The organism is Candidatus Centipeda massiliensis, assembly GCF_900290285.1.
Taxonomy (GTDB): domain Bacteria; phylum Bacillota; class Negativicutes; order Selenomonadales; family Selenomonadaceae; genus Centipeda; species Centipeda massiliensis.
This window is the reverse complement of record NZ_LT985754.1, coordinates 935,818-956,057: the sequence shown is the minus strand read 5'-3', so window position 1 is coordinate 956,057 and position 20,240 is coordinate 935,818. Positions and strand designations below refer to the sequence as shown.

The 20,240-nt window shown below is 57.1% G+C and carries 22 protein-coding genes; 2 read left to right on the top strand and 20 right to left on the bottom strand.

Translation table 11 applies throughout. The annotated features are described in order from the left end of the window. Positions 1-8: 8 nt before the first annotated feature. The 12 genes from C8273_RS04750 to C8273_RS04695 form a co-directional block, all read right to left on the bottom strand. On the bottom strand, positions 9-761 hold the full coding sequence (locus C8273_RS04750) for a 16S rRNA (uracil(1498)-N(3))-methyltransferase (RefSeq protein WP_106626616.1): 753 nt from the start codon (positions 759-761) through the stop codon (positions 9-11). Further along, the gene (prmA, locus tag C8273_RS04745) at positions 761-1,711 is read right to left on the bottom strand and encodes a 50S ribosomal protein L11 methyltransferase (RefSeq protein WP_106626615.1); all 951 of its coding nucleotides are present in this window, start codon (positions 1,709-1,711) and stop codon (positions 761-763) included. Before prmA ends, C8273_RS04750 begins: the two co-directional genes overlap by 1 nt. 165 nt (positions 1,712-1,876) lie before the next feature. Continuing rightward, the gene (locus C8273_RS04740; protein ID WP_106626614.1) at positions 1,877-2,257 is read right to left on the bottom strand and encodes a desulfoferrodoxin family protein; all 381 of its coding nucleotides are present in this window, start codon (positions 2,255-2,257) and stop codon (positions 1,877-1,879) included. A 193-nt stretch (positions 2,258-2,450) separates the two neighbouring features. Then, a complete protein-coding gene (locus tag C8273_RS04735) occupies positions 2,451-3,419 on the bottom strand; it encodes a glycosyltransferase family 2 protein (RefSeq protein ID WP_106626613.1) in 969 nt (322 codons plus the stop codon). Beyond that, the gene (locus C8273_RS04730; protein ID WP_106626612.1) at positions 3,416-5,002 is read right to left on the bottom strand and encodes an ArnT family glycosyltransferase; all 1,587 of its coding nucleotides are present in this window, start codon (positions 5,000-5,002) and stop codon (positions 3,416-3,418) included. Before C8273_RS04730 ends, C8273_RS04735 begins: the two co-directional genes overlap by 4 nt. 205 nt (positions 5,003-5,207) lie before the next feature. After that, positions 5,208-5,579, bottom strand: coding sequence for a PTS glucitol/sorbitol transporter subunit IIA (locus C8273_RS04725; protein ID WP_106626611.1), 372 nt, complete (start codon positions 5,577-5,579; stop codon positions 5,208-5,210). Between the two features lie 216 nt (positions 5,580-5,795). Then, on the bottom strand, positions 5,796-6,167 hold the full coding sequence (locus tag C8273_RS04720; RefSeq protein WP_106626610.1) for a PTS glucitol/sorbitol transporter subunit IIA: 372 nt from the start codon (positions 6,165-6,167) through the stop codon (positions 5,796-5,798). A 45-nt stretch (positions 6,168-6,212) separates the two neighbouring features. Further along, positions 6,213-7,022 (bottom strand): SDR family oxidoreductase, encoded by an 810-nt coding sequence (locus C8273_RS04715; protein WP_106626609.1) that lies wholly within the window; start codon positions 7,020-7,022, stop codon positions 6,213-6,215. Positions 7,023-7,061: 39 nt separating this feature from the next. Beyond that, positions 7,062-8,057, bottom strand: a complete 996-nt coding sequence (gene srlE, locus C8273_RS04710) for a PTS glucitol/sorbitol transporter subunit IIB (protein WP_106626608.1) — start codon at positions 8,055-8,057, stop codon at positions 7,062-7,064. 24 nt (positions 8,058-8,081) lie between these two features. Next, positions 8,082-8,636, bottom strand: coding sequence for a PTS glucitol/sorbitol transporter subunit IIC (srlA, locus tag C8273_RS04705; RefSeq protein ID WP_106626607.1), 555 nt, complete (start codon positions 8,634-8,636; stop codon positions 8,082-8,084). A gap of 45 nt (positions 8,637-8,681) precedes the next feature. After that, the gene (locus tag C8273_RS04700) at positions 8,682-9,074 is read right to left on the bottom strand and encodes a transcriptional regulator GutM (protein ID WP_106626606.1); all 393 of its coding nucleotides are present in this window, start codon (positions 9,072-9,074) and stop codon (positions 8,682-8,684) included. Between the two features lie 14 nt (positions 9,075-9,088). Beyond that, positions 9,089-10,027 (bottom strand): sugar-binding transcriptional regulator, encoded by a 939-nt coding sequence (locus tag C8273_RS04695; RefSeq protein WP_106626605.1) that lies wholly within the window; start codon positions 10,025-10,027, stop codon positions 9,089-9,091. 294 nt (positions 10,028-10,321) lie between these two features. On the opposite strand from C8273_RS04695, the gene C8273_RS04690 reads away from it, so the two are divergent. Then, positions 10,322-10,498, top strand: coding sequence for a type II toxin-antitoxin system HicA family toxin (locus C8273_RS04690; RefSeq protein WP_106626604.1), 177 nt, complete (start codon positions 10,322-10,324; stop codon positions 10,496-10,498). A 12-nt stretch (positions 10,499-10,510) separates the two neighbouring features. Then, on the top strand, positions 10,511-10,888 hold the full coding sequence (locus C8273_RS04685; protein ID WP_106626603.1) for a type II toxin-antitoxin system HicB family antitoxin: 378 nt from the start codon (positions 10,511-10,513) through the stop codon (positions 10,886-10,888). 63 nt (positions 10,889-10,951) lie between these two features. On the opposite strand, the gene C8273_RS04680 is transcribed toward C8273_RS04685, so the two are convergent. The 8 genes from C8273_RS04680 to ilvB form a co-directional block, all read right to left on the bottom strand. Further along, on the bottom strand, positions 10,952-12,274 hold the full coding sequence (locus tag C8273_RS04680; RefSeq protein ID WP_106626602.1) for an NAD(P)H-dependent oxidoreductase: 1,323 nt from the start codon (positions 12,272-12,274) through the stop codon (positions 10,952-10,954). Between the two features lie 172 nt (positions 12,275-12,446). Next, positions 12,447-12,914 (bottom strand): cupin domain-containing protein, encoded by a 468-nt coding sequence (locus C8273_RS04675; RefSeq protein ID WP_106626601.1) that lies wholly within the window; start codon positions 12,912-12,914, stop codon positions 12,447-12,449. A gap of 116 nt (positions 12,915-13,030) precedes the next feature. Then, entirely contained in the window at positions 13,031-14,659 is a 1,629-nt protein-coding gene (groL, locus tag C8273_RS04670) for a chaperonin GroEL (RefSeq protein ID WP_106626600.1), read from the bottom strand. A gap of 27 nt (positions 14,660-14,686) precedes the next feature. Further along, complete coding sequence (gene groES / locus C8273_RS04665; protein WP_006692792.1) at positions 14,687-14,968, bottom strand: co-chaperone GroES; 282 nt, start codon at positions 14,966-14,968, stop codon at positions 14,687-14,689. A 221-nt stretch (positions 14,969-15,189) separates the two neighbouring features. Continuing rightward, the gene (locus C8273_RS04660; protein ID WP_106626599.1) at positions 15,190-16,914 is read right to left on the bottom strand and encodes a methyl-accepting chemotaxis protein; all 1,725 of its coding nucleotides are present in this window, start codon (positions 16,912-16,914) and stop codon (positions 15,190-15,192) included. Between the two features lie 13 nt (positions 16,915-16,927). After that, complete coding sequence (locus C8273_RS04655; protein WP_106626598.1) at positions 16,928-17,848, bottom strand: sugar ABC transporter substrate-binding protein; 921 nt, start codon at positions 17,846-17,848, stop codon at positions 16,928-16,930. 104 nt (positions 17,849-17,952) lie between these two features. Next, a complete protein-coding gene (gene ilvN / locus C8273_RS04650) occupies positions 17,953-18,453 on the bottom strand; it encodes an acetolactate synthase small subunit (protein ID WP_106626597.1) in 501 nt (166 codons plus the stop codon). Between the two features lies 1 nt (position 18,454). After that, on the bottom strand, positions 18,455-20,137 hold the full coding sequence (ilvB, locus tag C8273_RS04645) for a biosynthetic-type acetolactate synthase large subunit (protein ID WP_106626841.1): 1,683 nt from the start codon (positions 20,135-20,137) through the stop codon (positions 18,455-18,457). Positions 20,138-20,240: the final 103 nt, after the last annotated feature.

Below are 20,240 nucleotides of genomic sequence, written 5' to 3'. Positions count from 1 at the left end.
CTACCGATCTAGGGAAGCACTGATAAATTCCCAAGTTCATACTGCGTCACAGCAAGCGCGGTCACAGCCGCCGTCTCCGCACGCAGAATGAGGCGACCGAGCGATACGGTCTGTGCGCCCGCCGCACGAATCTCCTCCGCCTCGGCAGAGGAAAAGCCCCCCTCTGCCCCAACGATGAGGAGGACGCGCCGTGCCGTAATACACTGCAATACAGCACGCACGGACTGCGTACGCTCCCCCTCATAACAGAATACTACAGCCGTATCGGATCTCTCCAAAAACTGCGTATTCCGCACAAACGAGGAGAGCGGCACAATGGGTGCAACGTGCATAAGCGTCTGTCTGCCGCATTGTTTCGCCGCCTCATCCGCGATCTTTTGCCAACGCACCGTCTTTGCCGCCGCCTTTTTCGCATCGTAGCGCACGACGACGTGCTCCGTCTGGACGGGATAGACTGCCGCCGCACCAAGCTCTGCCGCTTTCTGTACGACGAAGTCCATCTTCTCTCCCTTGAGGAGTGCTTGCACGAGAATGACTTCTGCGCACGCCTCTGCCATTTCCGGAAGGTGCTCCACAAGCCGAAGGCGTACCGCGTCGCGCGCGACGGCGACGACCGTCATGCGTGCCGCACGCCCATCGGAGCCTGCGACCGTGACCTCGTCCCCAATCTGCGCACGCATGACGCGTGCGAGATGGTGGGCGTCACCGCCTGTGATCTCAATTTCCTCTGCCAGTTCCCCTGCGTAAAACAGCCGCCGCATCAGCAGCCCAGCTCCGAGCTGCGCCGAATGATCATCGCCGCCCATTCCTTTTCGCAGGTCATATCGAGCACGGTATAGCCATGCGCGGCAGCGGCACGCTCCACATCCACGATGCGGTCATCGATGATCCCCGAGGCAAGCAGAACACCGCCCGGTGCAAGATGGCGATCGAGCTGATCGAAGAGCCGGATGATGATGTCGGCGATGATGTTTGCGATGATGAGTTCGGCAGGAGGTGCCCCCGCACATGCCGTGAGCAGGTCGCTCTCAAAGACAGCAACATTGTGAACACCGTTCTTATGAATATTTTCCTCTGCGACGGAGACGGCAACGGGATCGTAGTCCATCGCGATGATCTCGCCTGCGCCGAGCTTGGAGGCGGCAATGGAGAGAATTCCCGAGCCGCAGCCCACATCGTAGACGCGCATCTTCGGACATACGAGATGCTCAAGCCAGCGCAGGCACATCGCAGTCGTTGCATGCGATCCCGTGCCGAATGCCGCACCCGGATCGAGATCGATGACGATCTCATCCCCCGTGGGCGTATACTCCTCCCACGTTGGGCGCACGACAATCCTCCGACCGATCTTCTCCGTATGGATATATGCCTTCCAGGTCTCTGCCCAGTCCTCATCAGCGACAAACGTATGCGAAATCGTACCTGCACCGATGGGGACATCTGCACGGCGCAGATTCTCCACACGCTCCGCAAGCGTCAGGAGGCTGCCCTCCAGACGCTCATCCTCTGCCAGATAGGCGCGTACGGTTACGGTCTCCGTATCCTCTGCACGAGGCAGATCGGTATAGTCCCAGAGTCCCGCGTCAATGTATTCATTCACAAGAGACGGATCATCGATCTCCGTCCCTGCAGCGCCGAGTTCCATCAGGATGTTCCCAATGAGATCCGCGCCCTCATGCGTCGTCACGACGCTCACCTGTGCCCAGCGCATTCCATCGCCCCCTACATCTTGTCCGGACATCTTTCTCTCATTGAGATTTATTATACCGGAAAAAGATTGGAAATGCGATAGATTTTTTCATCTGCTGCGGTTCAGGAGAGGATGAAAAAAGCCGCCGCACATTTTATGCAGCAGCTTCCTCTCAGGCAGATCCGCTTAGAGATCCGCCTGCCAGAGACCATGCAGGTTGCAGTACTCGAGTACCTTCACCGGCGCGTCGCCGTCTGCAAGGCGGAACGTCGCCTCGGGTGCATCCGCCGCCGTGAGATTGACGCGCTGCACGCCCTTCTTCGTTACGAGAATGACGCATGTGATCAGATGCTCCTCGGTCATCGGGTGTGTAACAGAGCCGACCTGCACATGTACCTCATTCTTCGCCGCATCGTAGGTTGCAACGGGAACGTGTTTCTCCTTCGCCGCGTCCACCGTATTCGGTGCGATTGCCTTGAGCTCCGTGCCATTGACGACGAGATTCAGTGCCTCATCACCATAGACCTCGATCAGATGCTTCTTGTCTGCAAGATAAAATACTGACATAGTTAACCCTCCTATTGCGGAAGAACCGAAACGATTCGTCTTCCTTTCACTAAAATACACAGCAAAGTACAAATAAAAAATGTGGAGTCTGAAAGACGCGATAGATATGATCTATTTGGTCTTTCACGAATAATAATTCTCCACAAAATAATATTCTCCTTCTTTTCTCCCAAAAAATTTTTCGCGAGCAGAATTATTTTTTCTCCACCGCATTCCCGTCGATAAAATCCTGCACGAGGTAGCGCGGACGCCGCTTGACCTCGAGGTAGATCTTTGCGACATACTCACCGATGACGCCGATGGAGAGGAGGATGAGTCCGCCGAGGAACCAGAGCGATACGACAAGGCTCGTCCATCCGACGATGGTCTCCCCTGTGAAGTGTCGTACAATCGACCATACGAGCATCCCCCCGCTGATCAAGGAGATGCACATGCCCATCTGCGAGATGAGGCGTATGGGGCGTGCCGAGAGGGAGGTCACACCCTCCCATGCGAACGCAGCCATGCGTCGCCACGGGTATTTCGAGTCGCCCGCAAGGCGCTGTCTGCGCGTGTAGTAGACGATATCGTGCGTGAGACCGATCATGGGCACGATGCCGCGCAGGAAGAGGTTGACCTCCGGATACTCCGCAAGCGCGGCGAGTGCGCGCCGATCCATCAGGCGGAAGTCCGCATGGTTGAACACGATGTCCGCCCCGAGGGCGCGCATGGCACGGTAGAAGGTCTCTGCAGTAAAGCGCTTGAGAAAGGTGTCCGAGGCGCGGTTCTCGCGCACGCCATAGACGATGTTTGCACCCGCTGCGTACTTTTCCAGCATGGCATCAATCGCATCGATATCATCCTGCAGGTCAGCATCCATGCTGATCGTCACATCTGCATAGGGGCGCACGGTCATGAGACCCGCGAGCAGCGCATTCTGGTGCCCTTCATTGTGTGCGAGATTGATCCCAGAAAAGAGAGGGCTGCGCTCCGTACAGCGGCGAATGAGTTCCCATGTACGGTCACGACTGCCATCGTTGACGAAGGCGATGCGGCTCTTCGCACCGACCTTGCCCGCGTCCATCAGCTGTCTCAGCTTGCGCTCCAATTTATCCGCCGTATCAGCCAGCACTTCCTGCTCGTTGTAACAGGGCACAACGAGATAGAGGACAGGGGTACTCATTCCTTATCATCCTTAAAGATACAGAGTCCATCGCGCTCCTCAACGAGCTGCCAGTTCTCCGCGCCCAACTCCTTCATCATCTTTTTATACATAGATTCACGCATGATGATATATTTCGGGCGCGCATCCGCGCGCAGCGCCGCAAGCGACTCCGCATGGTTCGTATCCGCCTCAATACCCGGGATATCCGTGTAGAGCATGACGCCCGGGCGCAGCTGCTTGTCGATGTAGAGGGCACGCCCCTCCGCCTCAGCAGCGGCGTGATAGTTCGCTGCGTAGTGGAGCGCGACCTGTTTTACACTGAAATGTCCCTCGATCGCGGGCATCATAAAGCCGAAGGCAATCACCATCGTCACCACACCCGCAGTGACGTGCAGCCATGCTGCGGCAAAGAGGTTGTGCGATGCCGTAATGGTGTAAACAATCGCCGTTCCGAGAACGAGCGTGATCACACCGAGCCAGAGACCGCCCTCGGCGAGCGCCGCGAGGCTGTCTCCACTCATTAGCCAGCCCAGACCGAGCAGGAGGAACATGAGCGCGCTCCCGCCCGCCCACGCGAAATGCGTCTGCCGCCAGTCGTCCAACATACGAGCGAGATTCCACCCGATGATGGTCGAGAGTGCTGGCGTCAGCAGAAGCATATAGGAGACCTGTTTCGTCTTTGCAATCGAGAAGAATACGAGGACGAAAATCCACCACACCTGAAAGAACGTAAGCTGCTGCGCCTCCTCGCCAAAGCTGTGGCGGAAGGCATTCTTGACCGACTGGATGAGGATGCCCGTCCATGGAAAGAAGCCGAGGATGAGGACGGGCAGGTAGAACCACCAATGCGCACGCACGGGATGCAGCGGCGCCGTAAATCGGCTGATGTTGTGGAACCCGATAAACTCGTAGATGAACGCCATGCCGTGCACCTCGTACATATAGAGATACCATGGCAGCCCCACGGCAACGACAAGGAGAAGTCCCCGCAGAATGTGCATGCGAAAGAGCTGCTCAAGCTGACGCGTCGCGAGCAGATAGAAAAAAACGATCCCCGCAGGAAAAACGACCCCAATCGGTCCCTTTGTCATCACCGCAATCCCGCAGGCGAGGTACATCAGCCAATACTGTCGATGAATGAATGAGAAGAGTGCTGCCGTCATAAAGAAGAGCAGCGTCGAGTCCGTCACGGACGCCTTCCCCATATACATGAGGATGATGCTCGTCCCCATGACAAGTCCCGACCAAAACCCCGCGCGCGCACCAAAGAGGCGCGCCCCCGCGAGTGCCGTCATGAGGATGGAGCCGATCGCCATGAGCGCGGCGGGAAGGCGTGCTGCAAGCTCGTTGAAGCCCCCGAATATCTTGAGAGATCCCACAACAAGCCAATAAAAAACAGGAGGCTTGTCATACCAGAACTCATTGTAAATGCGGGGCGAAAGATAATCGCCGAAGCGAATCATCTCCTTTGCCGTCTCCGCATAGACCGGTTCGTCTGGGTCAAGCAGCGCCGTCCCGCCGATTCCAAAGAGGATCTGAAATGATATGATTGCGAGCAGGAGCAGATAAACCGGCCACGCAAGATTTTTCTCATCGTTCATGCAGACATACACCTCACAGCTTTAGGAAGCACTGATAAATTCAGCCGCGCCATCTTAGCGCATCTTTTTTGCCCGCACTGTGCCCGCGATCCTCCACATAACAAGGTGGGGCTGCTGTACGAGTCGGAAAAACCTTCGTACAACAGCCCGATTGGTCGACACAGAAAGGATATGCCACGACGGCAGCTGTTTTATCCGTACGCCCTCAATGCACCTCGATGGTCGAGCCTATCTTGACATCATCCTTCGCAAGCGGCACATCCCCCTGCAGCATGATACAGCCCGGACGCTCCGGCGTATCGCCCCCCTTGAACGAAAACGTGCAGTGACCGAGTTCCCTCAGTGTATGCAGCGCCTCATCTCCGATTGCAGTGATCGTAAACGCCTTGTCGCAGATCATCATCGTGTCGCCGACGGCGGGATCCTCGTTGTAGTTTGCCGGTGTGTGCAGGACGGAGAAGTCGGTAAGTTCCACCGGCGCATTGTCGTTGAATACGATGATAAAGTTCGCGTTTGGATCGTCGAGGAAGAGAAGTGACTCCTCGCCCCAGCTCGTGACTTCGCAATAGAATTTCATGCTGCATCCTCCTGTCTCACGAAAACGCACTGCCCCAGGATAAGGGGCAAGTACGTACGTTTCGTCATGCCTGCTTTTGCCCTACGGCGCTTCACCTTCGCTGCCGTTTCTGTCCTTCTCATCATACTATATCCCCCTCCATTAGTAAAGTGACTATTCTCTGTACGCGCACCAAAAAAGGGCTGCCGCAAAACGACAGCCCCGAAAGGAACTCGATTAGAAAATTTCGATGGTCATCCCTGCGCTGATATCGTCCTTCGTCAGCGGTGCATCCCCCTGCAGCATGATGCAGCCCGGACGCTCCGCCACCTCACCGCCCTTGAACGAAAGCGTACAGTGCCCCATCTCCTTGAGCGTATCGAGAGCCTCATCGCCAATCGCCGTAATCGTGAACGCCTTCTCACAGACCACCATCATATCGCCGACGGCGGGATCCGCATTGTAGTTTCCCGGCGTGTGGAGGACGGAGAACGCAGCTAGCTCTGCTGGCGCATTATTGTTGAAAATAATGATGAAGTTGGCCTCCGGATTATCGAGGAAGAGGAGCGCCTCATCGCCCCAGCTCGTGATTTCGCAATAGTATTTCATGCAGCATCCTCCTGTTGCACGTGATATTCCACTGTATGTCTGTCCCTAGCCGCGCGTCTTGCCGCCCGCGACGTTGTACGTAACGCCGTGGATGTAGGAAGCACGCTCGGAGGCGAGGTAGACGACGAGGTCGGCAACCTCGGAGAGCTTGCCGCTGCGACCGAGCGGTGTGGTCTTCGTGCTCGCATACCCCTTGCGCAGATCGTCGACCGTGATGCCGCGCGTGTAGGCAAGCGCCTCCTCGTATGCGAGCGTGCGCAGCCCCGTCGCCTCAAGGATGCCGGGTGCAACGCCGATGACGCGCACGCCGTACTTGCCGAACTCCTTCGCCCATGAGCGTGTAAAGGAGTTGACAGCGTTCTTCGTCGCAGCATAGATGCTCTGCCCCTCGGAGCCCTCGATGCCGCTCTCGGAGCTCATGTTGATGAGCACGCCGTGTCCCTGCGCGACGAGCTCACGGCCGACTGCCTGTGCGCAGAGATAGACGCCCTTCAGGTTGACCGCCGTGACCTTCTCGAATACGCTGTCGTCCAGTTCGTATTTTCCGTGCGGATCCTTCGGATCGACGAGGAGGCGCGGGATGTTGATGCCCGCGTTGTTGACAAGGATGTCGATGCTGCCGAACCGCTTCTTTGCCTTCTCCACCATGGCCTCGACGCTCGCTCGCTTCGTGACATCGGTGACAATATAGAGCATCTTGCCGCGTTTGTCTTCAAATGTGGGAGCCTCGGGGTTCATATCGCAGACGACGACATTCGCTCCCTGCTCCAAAAATCCCTCCGCGACCGCCTTGCCGATACCCGATGCGCCGCCCGTAACAATAGCCGTTTTTCCTTCGAGATGCAACCAGCTCATAATCTATTCTCCTTCTGCACGATTTTCCAGCGAAACAACTCAGTTCTCGTAAAGTCCGGCACTTGCGACCCACGCGATGATGACCGCAAGAGGACCTGTCATGAAGCGTGAGTAGAGGACGGCGGGCACGCCGATCTCGACGGTCTTTGCATCCGCCTCAGCGAGTCCGAGTCCGACGGGGATGAAGTCACAGGCACACTGAACGTTGATGGCGAAGACTGCGGGGAGCGCGAGGTTCGGCGGGATGTGCCCGAGTCCGATCTCAACGCCGATGAGCACGCCGACGACCTGCGCGATGACCGCCCCTGGTCCAAGGAACGGGGAAAGGAGCGGGAAGGAGCAGATCAGCGCGAGGATGACGAGCCCAATCGGAGATGCCGCGAGCGGCGAGACAAAGTGGGCGACGAAGTCGCCGAAGCCCGAGCCGAGAATGACACCGATGAGCATGGAGACGAATGCCATGAATGGCAGAATCGTCGTGATAAGCGTATTGATGGACTCACGTCCCGCCTGATAGAATGTCGCGACGATGCCGCCCATCATCTGCCCGACCTTTGCCATGAGGCTGCCGGACTGCTCCGTGATCTTCTTCGAGGTGTCGTACTTCGGCTTTGCCTCCTCCGTCTGCGCCGCTGCAGGAGCTGGCGCAGGCGCAACTGTGCCGTCGCTGAATGAAATGTTTGCGGGCTTGACCGCCGAGACGTAGATGTCGGGCTTGATGTGCTGCGCGAGCGGACCCGAGGGTCCCGTCTGCTTGATGTTGATGGTGAAGATGCGCTTCTGCGGGTAGATGCCACAGCGCAGCGTACCGCCGCAGTCGATGACTGCCGCGAGGATCTCATCCTCGGGGACGCTGGTCTTGAATCCGTCCACGACCTCTGCGCCCGTCATCTCGCCAAGGCGCACGGCAACATCCGAGATCACGCCGCCCGTTATGTTGACGATCTTGTTCCGCTTCTCATCCGGCGTGAGGGTAAGAGGCCCGCCAAAGCCGCCCGAGCCTGCCGATACGATAACGCTCTTGTATTCGCTCATGATATGTTCTCCTCTCCGATTGCCTTAGCTCTTGAGAACTGCGGGTTCTTTGCTGAGCTGCACGCCCTGCTGACGCTGCACGTATGCCGTTGTAAAGTCCGTCAGCCAGCCGCGCAGGAAGTTGACGATGAGACCGACAAGCAGATAGCGCAGTGCGAGATCGGTGTACGGCAGTCCAAGGGTTGTGATGCCGTTCGCGACGCCGAGGAAGACAAACATCTCGCCCGGGTTGACGTGCGGGAACATGCCATTCATCGTGTGGCATGCGGAGGATGCCGCCGCATAGTAGGAGGGCTTGTAGTACTCGGGCAGGAATTTGCCGAGCGAGAGTGCCATCGGGTTGCAGAGGAAGAAGACGCCGATGAACGGGAGGACGACGTAGCGCGAGATGGGGTTGCCCGCGCAGAGGTGGGCGAACTTCTCGACGCGCTCGTTGCCGACGAAGAGCACAATCGCATTCATCGCAACGAGCAGGCAGACGAGCGTGGGGATGATGCCCGAAACCCAGCCGATGAGGGTTTCGCCGCCCTTGTTGAACATGCCGATGAAGCCCTCGGCAAAGAGAATCAAGGTATCCATGAATAGGTCTCCTTTCAGATGGAAGATGAGAAATTCAGCATTTCCTTAGGCGTGAGTGGCAAGGGTCTCCCCCTGCTCCTGATAGATGATGTACTCCTCGCGTGCACCGAGTACGGCGCGGCGCGTCTGACGGTCGTAGGAGGCGACATCCGCCTCCGTGAGATCGAGCAGATTTCTGCCCGTGAAATCATCAAAGGAACGAAAGCCCGCGAATACGGTGACGCCCTTCATGATCTCTCCGCGCACGATGTTGCGCGCAGGATCGATGACGAAGAGGACGATGGCACCTGCGACAAAGCGTCCCTTCGCCTTGCCGATGGCGACGCGTCCCTCGCGGCGCATCTCCTTTACATGTGCCGCGAAGCGTCGGAACTGCAGGATGCTCAGGACAAGTTGGAGCACCCACATGAGTACGGCAATCAGAGCAAGCCAGAGCATCGTGATCGCTCCTTTCACTCATTCAAAAGAATCTTTGCGGTCTCCTCATCCGTGATGAGGACGTTGATGTAATGTCCGCGCAGTGCTCCGAGGATCGCAGGCACCTTCTCGCGTGATGCCGCCATGCCGATGCTGTAGTCGAGTGCACGGAGGCGTTCGAGCTCAACGGCGATGATGCGGTCATGGAACTCTGTGGTAACGGGTTTCCCTTGGATGTCGTAGAACATGGAGCAGATCTCGCCGACCACACGCTCCCGCAGCAAACTCTCAATCGCCTCTCTGCCGAAGCTGCCCATCCAGACGAGGTTCGAGGACTTCACAGGTGCACCGATGCCGACGATGCCGATGTCCAGTCGCTCCCAGAACTGCATGATCTGCTCGAAGTTCACATCCTGTCGGATCGCCGCTGCAATCTCCGCCGTACGCGCAATCGCCGGAGCGTAGATGTAGTGGCTGCGTCCGCCAAATGCGTTTGCCAGCTCATAACAGAGCGTATTCACATGGAGATCGCTATCGACGCTCTCAGGACCGCCGTCGAGCGGAACAAAGTCCGCGTCGACGGGATGCAGGCGCTCTGCCGCCGCATAGCGCGTCAGCTCGCGGATGCTCGTCCCCCACGCGAGACCGATGGTCTGCCCGTCGGTCACAATACGTCTCAGGAGACTCAGCCCTGCCTGTGCCATACGCCGCTTGACCTGCTCAAGGTCAATGCTGTGGGCGACGACGTATGCCTCTCGAAGTCCGAAGCGACGTTCCAGTGCACTCTCAAGCTCCTCGTTGCTGTCCGTCTCAACGGTGATGCGGACAATGCCCGCCACAAGTGCTCGTTTAAGGTACTTGCTCACTGTCGTGCGGTCGACACCGAGGCGTGCGGCGATCTCGCTCTGCTTCAAACCATCTGTATAGTAGAGATTTGCTGCCTTGATTAGGATCCGTTTATCCACAGCCTGCATATTGTTTTCCTCCTCGGAGAATATACTTTCACATTTGTGAAGTATTCGCGCGTTTGTCGTCCTGACAAGCTGAATATAACTTGAATACGAAAATAAGACAAGAAAAACCGCTGTGAATTTGGTGTTTCACAGCGGTTTTTCGTCATTTTTTGTTTTTATTGTCACTTCTGTGAAGTAATTATCTCATACGTGACAATTTGCATGGAGAGGATTGCTTTCAAGTCTCTGCTTATTTCTCAAACTTGATAGATACGTATATACGTGTTATAATTATTTCACGAAAGGAGTGTTTCCATGAGAGATAAAGATCTGCTCAGACTACTCCTACAAAACGGATGGAAAGTCGTTCACATCAACGGCAGTCATCATAAGCTGCGCAAAGGAAATGCAACGGAAATCATTCCGATTCACGGCAAAGATATCCCGTCCGGACTTCTCAATGCAATACTGAAAAGAACCGGTCTGAAATAATAGGAGGCTTCCATGCAATACATATATCCCGCTATCATACACGAAGACCCTGACGGACTCTGGGCGGAGTTTCCAGACCTTCTCGGCTGTCAGACCTTCGCTGACACGCTGGATGAACTACTCACAAATGCGTCAGAGGCACTTGCCTGCGAACTTGTAGAATCGCTCGCGCGCGGAGACAAGCTCCCTGCAGCACGCCCCATGCAGTCCATTCCAAGAGAAGAGACCTCCTATCCCACACTCATTCGCGCAAATATCAACCTTGCAAAGGCAAGCCGCTCCGTCAAAAAGACACTGACTATCCCCGCCTGGCTGAATGACCGCGCCCGCTCACAGGGGATCAACTTCTCCAAGACATTGCACGATGCACTGCTCGAAAAAATTGGATAGAAAACATAAATGCGGCTCTGCGAAATCTTTGTTTTGCAGAGCCGCATTTATCAATTTCCACGCTTACTTCAGCCCATACCCATTGTCATACATCCGATCCTGCTCTTTGCGCACCTGATAGAGCTGCGTCGATGTGTCAAGGTCGACCATGTCGAGGGTGAGAAGGGTGCCCTTCTGGACGTCGCACTTCATGCGTGCATTCTTGTTGACGAGAGGGTAGACGACGTAACCGTTCTTGTAGGTCTCCTCTGCCGTGGCAATCGAGGCGTAGGTGGTGTAGCCGCCGATGCCGTCGAGGTTCTCCCCCGCCTTCAGATCGCGCTTTGCAACGGTGATGCACTCGCTGACGGGACCGTCCAGCGGGATGATGGTCGGCTCGCCGTCGATGACGATCTTTGCGACGCTGAGCGGTGTCTCAAGGTTGCAGAGGTGATAGGGGCGGTACAGCGTCCAAAGAGGACCGTGTCCCATCTGGAGATAGTCCATCACGTATGCGGCATCTTCATTCGGGCTTGCGACGGTGACAAAGACACCAGGCGCGATGCCGTTGACGTACTCGACAACGCCATGCCGATTCAGGATACCGCCATCCTTCTTGAGACGGAATGCAGCATTGAGATCGGCACAGCTATTTGCCGACGACCCGCTGACACCATGTCCGCCGATCACATCGGGGACAAAGCCCGTGGCGTTCGACATCGCCGTCATCTCGACCATGGTCTTTGTACCGTCCTTGAACGAGGTGAGCATACGCGGGTTCATCTTGCGGCGCGTCGCCTCTTCAAAGACGGTGTCGGGATTGCATGCGTAGTCAATCTTGTTGTTCTTCCCCTTGCCGATGACCTTGACATCAAGCCCCATCGCGCGCGCGAAGGAGTAGAGTTCCATGACAGCCCCCGGCTCGTCGCCCGCAGAGCCGGTATAGATCACGCCATTCTTGTCACCGAGCTTCTTGAGGTAGCTGCCGATGACAACATCCGTCTCCACATCCATCATGACGACGTGCTTCTTGTTGTTCATCGCGTCAATGGCGATCTTCACGCCGACCTCGGGCACGCCCGTCACGTCGATGGCGACCTCGACGAGGTTCGCGTGCGAGATGAACGCGTCGTTCTCCGTCGCGACGTATTTGCCCTGCTCCATGCCGCGGTTCGCTTCCGAAAGCGTATTGGCAACGACGATGTCCTCGTCGCTGATGCCCGCGCCGCGAAACGCCTTTAACACCTTATCTATCGTATGATCTGCAACGATGGCGGGCATGATGCCCTTCATGAGCACCATCTGTGCGACCAAGCCGCGCCCCATCTGCCCCACGCCCACAATGCCCGTACGGATGATCTTGCCCTCTTCCTCGCGCTTTGCAAGTTTCTTGTCCATATTCAGCATGCAAAACTCCTTTCGTCCACCTTGCGATGAATCAACTAATTCTGTGCTTCTCTCAATCCAGTATAGCACTGCCTTTCTATTCGTACAATATCGCTTCGGTCGAATTTGTCGATCACGCAGCAAAAAGGGGTACGTTTCCACTAATTCGGAAACGTACCCCTTTGTATGTCACTTACTGTTTCATGCCGTCGTTCTGTGCGATCACATCGAGGAAGATGAGCGGCTCATCCTTCTCGTTCCGGAGTGCGTGGGACTGTCCGGCGCGCGCGATGGTGATATCGCCCGCATGCACAACCGTCTCATTGCCGTCACCATCCGTGAAAATTCCCTCGCCCGAGATGATGATGTACGCATCCTCGTTGACGCCGTGCTTGTGCAGACCGATGGAAGCCCCCTTATCGAGGCGCATCCATCCGATCTCCTTGATGGCCTGCTCCGGCTTCGCCATGTCGCGCGTAAAGGAGAAGAGCCCATGGAGTGTGCCCTTGCCTCCGGCAACATCCTGCTTGTCGAGAACGATGAGTTCGTCCTTCTGGAAGCACTGCTGTACGGTGCGATCCTGCGCTTCCTCCGCAAACGCCGTTGCGCTGAGCATCAGACAGCCAAGTGCCATTGCCGCTGCAATTTTCTTCATCTTCATCACAATCCCACTCCTAAACAGAAATGATTATCAAAGGTGTTCCAAAAGTATAAACTCCCTCATGAGAATTCACAAGGGAGTTCACTTTTACAAACAGAGTCGGTGGAACGTATGCCTTACATCATGCCGCCCATACCGCCCATGCCCGGTGCACCAGCCGGCATCGGAGCCTCCGGCTCCGGCTTGTCGGTGACAAGCGTCTCGGTGGTGAGCACCATTGCAGCAATCGATGCGGCGTTCTGGAGTGCGGAGCGCGTGACCTTCGCAGGATCCACAATGCCCGCGCCAATCATGTCGACATAGGTGTTCTCTAGTGCGTTGAAGCCGACGCCGTCGCCCGCCTTCTTGACACTGTCAACCACGACGGATCCCTCAAGACCTGCATTCTCCGCGATCTGGCGGACAGGAGCCTCGATTGCACGCTTCACGATCTCGACCCCGACCTTCACATCGCCCTCAGCCTGAATCTTGTCAAGCGCCGGGAGAATGTCGATGAACGTCGTGCCGCCGCCGGCAACGATGCCCTCTTCGACCGCTGCGCGCGTTGCGTTGAGCGCATCCTCAACGCGGTACTTCTTGTCCTTCATCTCGACTTCCGTCGCTGCGCCGATCTCTACGACCGCCACACCGCCGGAGAGCTTCGCGAGGCGCTCCTGCAGCTTCTCACGGTCGAAGTCGGACGTCGTGTCTGCAATCTGCTTCTTGAGCTGATCGACACGCGCCGCGATCTGTGCCTTGTCGCCCGCGCCGTCGACAATCGTCGTCTCTTCCTTCGTGGAGCGCACCTGACGCGCACGACCGAGATCCTCAAGCGTCACGCTGTCGAGCTTGCGACCGATCTCCTCGCTGATGACCGTGCCGCCCGTGAGGATCGCGATGTCCTCAAGCATTGCCTTGCGGCGGTCGCCGAAGCCCGGAGCCTTGACTGCGAGCGCCTTGAACGTGCCGCGCAGCTTGTTGACAACGATGGTCGCAAGTGCCTCACCGTCGAGATCCTCGGCGATGATGACGATCTGCTTGCCCTGCTTTACAACCTGCTCAAGTACGGGCAGAATGTCTGCAACGGACGAGATCTTGCGATCCGTGATGAGCACATAGGGATCGTCCATGACAGCTTCCATCTTCTCCGTGTCCGTCACCATGTACGGGGAGATGTAGCCGCGGTCGAACTGCATGCCCTCGACGACCGAGAGATTCGTGTCCATGGACTTGGACTCCTCAACCGTGATGACGCCGTCCTTACCGACCTTCTCCATCGCCTCTGCGATGAGATCGCCGACCTCGGCATCGCCGGAGGAGATCGCCGCAACCTGTGCGATCTTCGCCTTCGTCTCTACCTTCTGCGCCTTGCTCTTGATCTCCTCGACGAGCGTCTTGACAGCCGTCTCGATGCCCTTCTTGACGATCATCGGGTTTGCGCCCGCAACAACGTTGCGCATTCCTTCCTGGATCATCGCCTGTGCGAGGAGCGTTGCCGTCGTCGTGCCGTCGCCTGCAATGTCGTTCGTCTTCGTCGCGACTTCCTTCACGAGCTGTGCGCCCATGTTCTCAAACGGATCCTCAAGCTCGATGTCGCGTGCGATCGTCACACCGTCATTCGTGATCGTCGGTGCGCCGTACTTCTTGTCGAGAACAACGTTGCGTCCCTTGGGGCCGAGCGTAACCTTAACTGCATTTGCCAGTGCATCCACACCGCGGCCAAGAGCGCGGCGTGCCTCTTCGTCAAACAGAATCTGCTTTGCCATTGATACTACCTCCAAAAATACGATCTATTACAGGATTGCCAGAATATCGCTCTCTCGAACGATGAGGTAGTCCTTGTCGTCCACCTTGATCTCAGAGCCGGAGTACTTCGAGAAGACAACGCCGTCGCCGACCTTGACCTCCATCGCAGCACGCTCGCCGTTATCGAGCAGCTTTCCTGTGCCAACGGCAACGACCTTGCCCTTCTGCGGCTTTTCCTTCGCCGTGTCGGGGAGCACAATGCCGCTCGCCGTCGTGACATCGCTCTCCGCGACTTCAATGACAACACGTTCGCCCAGTGGCTTAATCATGGTATCTGCCTCCTAGTTTCATACAAATCTTTTTATTGTGTTAGCACTCTCGTTTGCTGAGTGCTAACTTACGATGTCTATACTAATCGTTTTAAGTCAAAAAGTCAATAGATATTTTGTAAAAAAGTCAAAAAAACAACAAAGAGCATGAAGACGAAATGCTTCATGCTCCCGTTCAAGACGCCTCTTCCGCGCTATGGCGGGGCAGGCTTTGGATTTGGTTATTCTTTGAACGCCGCCACAAGGTTCTTGAGGCGTGCCGTCCCTTCCTTGAAGCTCTGGATCTTCGTGAGGATGTCCTCGTACTCTGCCGCCATGGAGACAACCTTCTCCGCGATGCGCGTATTGCCCTCTGCGCCCTCGTGTGTCGCGTTGCGGATACCCTCCATCGCCGCGTTCATCTCACTGACAGAGTTCAGGAGCTGCTGCGAGCGCGCGGTGGTCGCGGCAGCATTCTTGCGGAAGTACTCCGCGTCCTCCTTGTACTGCACCGCCGTCTTGTCCATCAGATCGTAGTCACTGCGAATATTCTCATCAATGAAGCTGAGCAGCTTGAATGTGCCGTCCGAGAGTGCCTGCACGGATCCCGTGACCTGTCCCGTGAGTCCCTTGATCTTCTCCGCCGTTCCGTGCGACTGCTCGGCGAGTTTTCCGACCTCGCCCGCAACCACGGCAAATCCGCGTCCCGCCTCGCCTGCACGCGCCGCCTCAATGCTCGCGTTGAGCGCGAGGAGGTTCGTCTGCTCGGCGATCTCTCCGATGTCATGTGTGAGCTGCTCGATCTGCTCGACGACCTTCGCCGACTCGATTGCCTCTTCCACGGAGGACTTCGTTCCTCCGTAGATCTTCCGCGTGTTCAGGCGCGACTGCTCCATGCTCGTCTGGAGATCGGCAGCACGCTGCGCGACCTCGCGCGTATATTCCTCACTCGCATGCGCTGCGTCTGCCGCGCCCTTGATCCCGTCATTCAGCTCACCGCTGAGATGCTGGACACTCGATGTGGACGCCGCTGTCTCCTCCATGCCGGCGGACATCTCCTCGGTCACGGCAGACATATCCTGCGTATCGTTGTTGAGCCCCTGCAGCATCTGCTCAAGCTCCGCGACCATCGCATCGGTCTGCTCTGCCTCTTCGTGCACCTGCTTCATAAAGCCCTGCATCTTGCCGAGTGCCTTGACAACCGTACCGATCTCATCCTGCCGCTCCGAGAGTTCGCGCGGAATCTCACGCGAGAGGTCACCGGAGGCAACTGCACTCAGATGTCCGATGGAGGCGGCAAGCGGATCGGAGATATTGTCCGCGATGCGCCGCGACACAAGCATGCCAAAGCCTACCGCAATCAGGATGATGATGGCAAAGCTGTAAATTGTACGCTGATAGCGCACATTGTTCGCCTCAAAGACCTGCTTGCCCTGAAATACGTTGTCCGGCGTGAGTACTGCCATATTGCTTGAGATCACCGTGAGTGAGGCGATATTGTCAAAGATCGCAATGCGATCCTCGGGCGTCGTCCCCATATTGTTGATCGCCCCGACCTTATCTATGGCGATGCTCAGATTCTTGTCGAGCTCCGTGATCGTCGCCTGTGCGCGCTCGCTCGTGTCGATCTTCTTCAGTTCCTCTATATCGTGGCGGATGCCGCTTAGATTGCCGAGCACATCATCCACGAGGATCTTGCGGTTATCCGCCGGAACGCCCTCCTGCAGGAGGTAGGGAACATTGACGCTGATCTTCCGCAGCCGCGTATTTGCATCATTCAAATACTGCGTCGACATCAGATTGTGATGATACATATCATCCAGCGACTGCTGTGCCTGATAGTTCGAGTAGATGCCTACGACGGCAATGAGGAGCATCGCTGCCAGCAGGGAAATGGACAGGATGAATATTTTCGTCCGCACCGCATAGTCCTTCATCGCGTCCGCCGAAATGAATGGAATGTTCATCGCGCTCTCCTCCTCACTTCACCTGTGCAACGTTGTCTGCTGTTATGGATGTAAAGGGAATGGCGAGATCGCCGGAGGGCGGATTCCCCTTCAGGAATCCCTCCGCGAGCGTAAGCGCACCCTCGCCCTGCGCCTTTGCATCCTGCTTGACGGTCTGCACCATCTCGCCCGCCTCAACGGCGGCAAGCCCCGCAGGACTTGCATCCACACCCGAGATGAGGCACCCCTTAAGGCGGTTTGCACCCTTCAGCGCAGCAAGTGCACCGAGCGCCATCTCATCATTTCCGGCAACGACGCCATTGATCTCGGGGAACATATTCATCCAGAGCATCATCGTCTTCAACGCCTCTGCCTTGCTCCAGCCCGCATCGACAGAGGAAAGCAGCTGTATGTCGGGGCGCTTGTCAAGACACGCCGCCTTGAACCCCTCCCAGCGTCCCACAGCACTGCCCTGCGTTCCCTCCCCATGCAGGTAGACGATCTTTGCATTCGGCGGCAGATGGGTTGCCATGTACTCGCCCTGCATGCGCCCCGCCTCCACGTCGTCGGAGTATGCACGCAGCACCGTTCCGCCCGCGACACTGCGGTTGACTGTAATGATGGGAATGCCCGCATCGTTCGCCTTTTCGATGGTCTTCACGATGCTCGATCCATCGGCGGCAAGCAGGATGATCGCCCCAGCGCCGTTGCTGATCGCCTCGTTGAGCTGGTCGATCTGCATATTGCCATCGTTCTTCGCGTCGAGGAACTCGACCTCGATGCCGTCCGCCTTTGCCTTCGCCGCAAAGGCATCCTTGATCTGCGCACAGAATCCGTCGCTGTCATCATAATTCGCATAGATGACGCGATCCGAATTGCCCCCTGTCAGCCCGCAGCCGAGAAGCCCAAGACAGGCAGCCGGCAGGAGTAGAAGCCCCCACTTTCTCAAATTCATGACAAGTTCTCCTTTATTTCAAAAATTTAGACATTTTAATCGCCACCTCCGCTGAGGAGGTGGTACCACAAGAACGCACGTCAGCCCAATGGAACGAGCGTCCTTTACATCTGTTTCACGGGAACGGGTCCACGTGAGAGCGCAATCGCTCCTGTCCGCGCAATCTCGATGATGCCGTAGTCCGAGAGCAGCTCCGAGAGCGCGTCAATCTTCTTCGCATCCCCCGTCAGCTCGATGACGACATTCTCCACGCCGACATCCACGATACGCGCGCGGAAGATGTTCACCACATCGATGATCTCCGCACGGTTCTCCTTCGTCGCGTGTACCTTGATGAGCACGAGTTCGCGCGTGATGGACTCAAACTGCGTGAGGTTGACGATCTTCACCACGTCAATCAGCTTCGAGAGCTGCGTGACCACCTGCCGCAGTTCGTTCTCCGAGGCGACCGAAACGACGATGTTGATGCGTGTGACATCCGTCTCCTCCGTGTAGCCCGCGGAGATGCTCTCGATGTTGAACGCACGGCGGCTGATGAGTCCCGCAATATGCGTCAGAACGCCGGGCTTGTTGTCTACGAGTACGGCAAGCAAATACTTATCCATCTTATCGACCTCCCAGCACCATCTGATCCAGCCGCTTGCCGCCCGGCACCATCGGGACGACATCCGCCTCCTCCGGCACGATCACATCGATCAGGCGCGCGCCCTTCTCACGCAGCACACGCGGCAGCACCTCGGCAAACTCCTCCCGCGTCTCAATGCGGCAAGCTGCGACGCCCATCGCCTCGGCGAGCTTTACGAAGTCGGTCTTGCCCTTCAGCTCCGAGGCGGAGTAATGGTGGCTGTAGAAGAGACGCTGCCACTGTCCGACCATGCCGAGAATCGAATTGTGCACGATGACGATCTTCACATCGATATCGTTGTCCGCCATCGTCGCAAATTCCTGGCAGTTCATCATGATGCTGCCGTCCCCCGTGATGAGCACAACCTCCTGATCGGGGCAGGCGAGCTTCGCGCCGATTGCTGCGGGCAGACCGTAGCCCATCGTGCCGAGTCCTCCCGAGGTCAGGAAGTGGCGCGGCTCGTGGCAGCCGAAGAACTGCGCCGCCCACATCTGATGCTGTCCCACATCCGTGACGCAGATGGCATCCTCCGGGACAAGCTCACGTACACGGCTGATGAGCTCCTCGGGGCGAATGTCCTCCGACTTTTTCCAGCCGAGCGGATGCGCGCGCTCCATTGAGAGCACCTCACCGCGCCATGGACGAAAGCGCACAGCGAGGTCGTCCTGCACCGCACGCACGGCATCCACGAACGCGGGCAGCGTCTGCCTCAGATCCCCTATGATGGGGATGTCCACGCGCACATTTTTATTGAGTTCCGCGGGATCGATATCAAAATGAACAATCTTTGCCTTTGGTGCAAATGCCGCCGTATTCCCTGTCACGCGATCGCTGAAGCGCGTGCCGAGCGCGATCAGAAGATCGCATTCCTGAATCGCCATATTGGACGCATAGGAGCCGTGCATGCCCGCCATGCCCGTATAGCCCTCGGTCTCTGCCGCAACGCCGCCGATTCCCATCAGGGTCGCGACGGAGGGCATCCCCGTGAGCGCAAGGATCTCGCGCACATACGCTGCCGTATCCGAGAGCACGACACCGCCCCCGACGAAGAGAAGGGGCTGGCGCGCCGTTGACAGTGCCTCGGCTGCCGCACCTACGCTCTCCATGTCAAACGGAATATGATCCGTATAGCCGTGCAGATCCACATGGGCAGGGTATTCATAGTCGATCGGCGTATCGAATACATCCTTTGCCACATCGATGACCACGACGCCGGGACGCCCCGTGCGTGCGATGTAGAACGCCTCCTTGACCACGCGCGGCAGCTCAGCTGCATCCTTGACCAGATAGTTGTGCTTCGTGATCGGCGTCGTAATGCCGACGATGTCCGCCTCCTGAAACGAATCCTTGCCGATGTACGGATTCGCCACCTGCCCCGTGATGCAGACCATCGGGACGGAGTCCATGTGTGCCGTTGCGATCCCGGTCACGAGATTCGTTGCGCCAGGCCCAGAGGTCGCAAAGGCAACGCCGACCTTGCCCGTGGCTCTGGCGTAACCGTCCGCCGCGTGTGCCGCACCCTGCTCGTGGCGCGTCAAAACATGCGGGAATTTCATTTTATACACTTCATCGTAAAGCGTGAGGACAGCGCCGCCCGGATATCCGAACACGACCTCAACCCCCTCCGCCTTCAGACTCTCCAAGAGAGCGCGTGCACCATTCATCTGCAATAGAACCCCTCCTAAACAACAAAAGCACCGATCATACAGCCGCATAGGGGCTCATGTCGGTACTTTCGATGGAATCCCCCATAATAATACACATTCA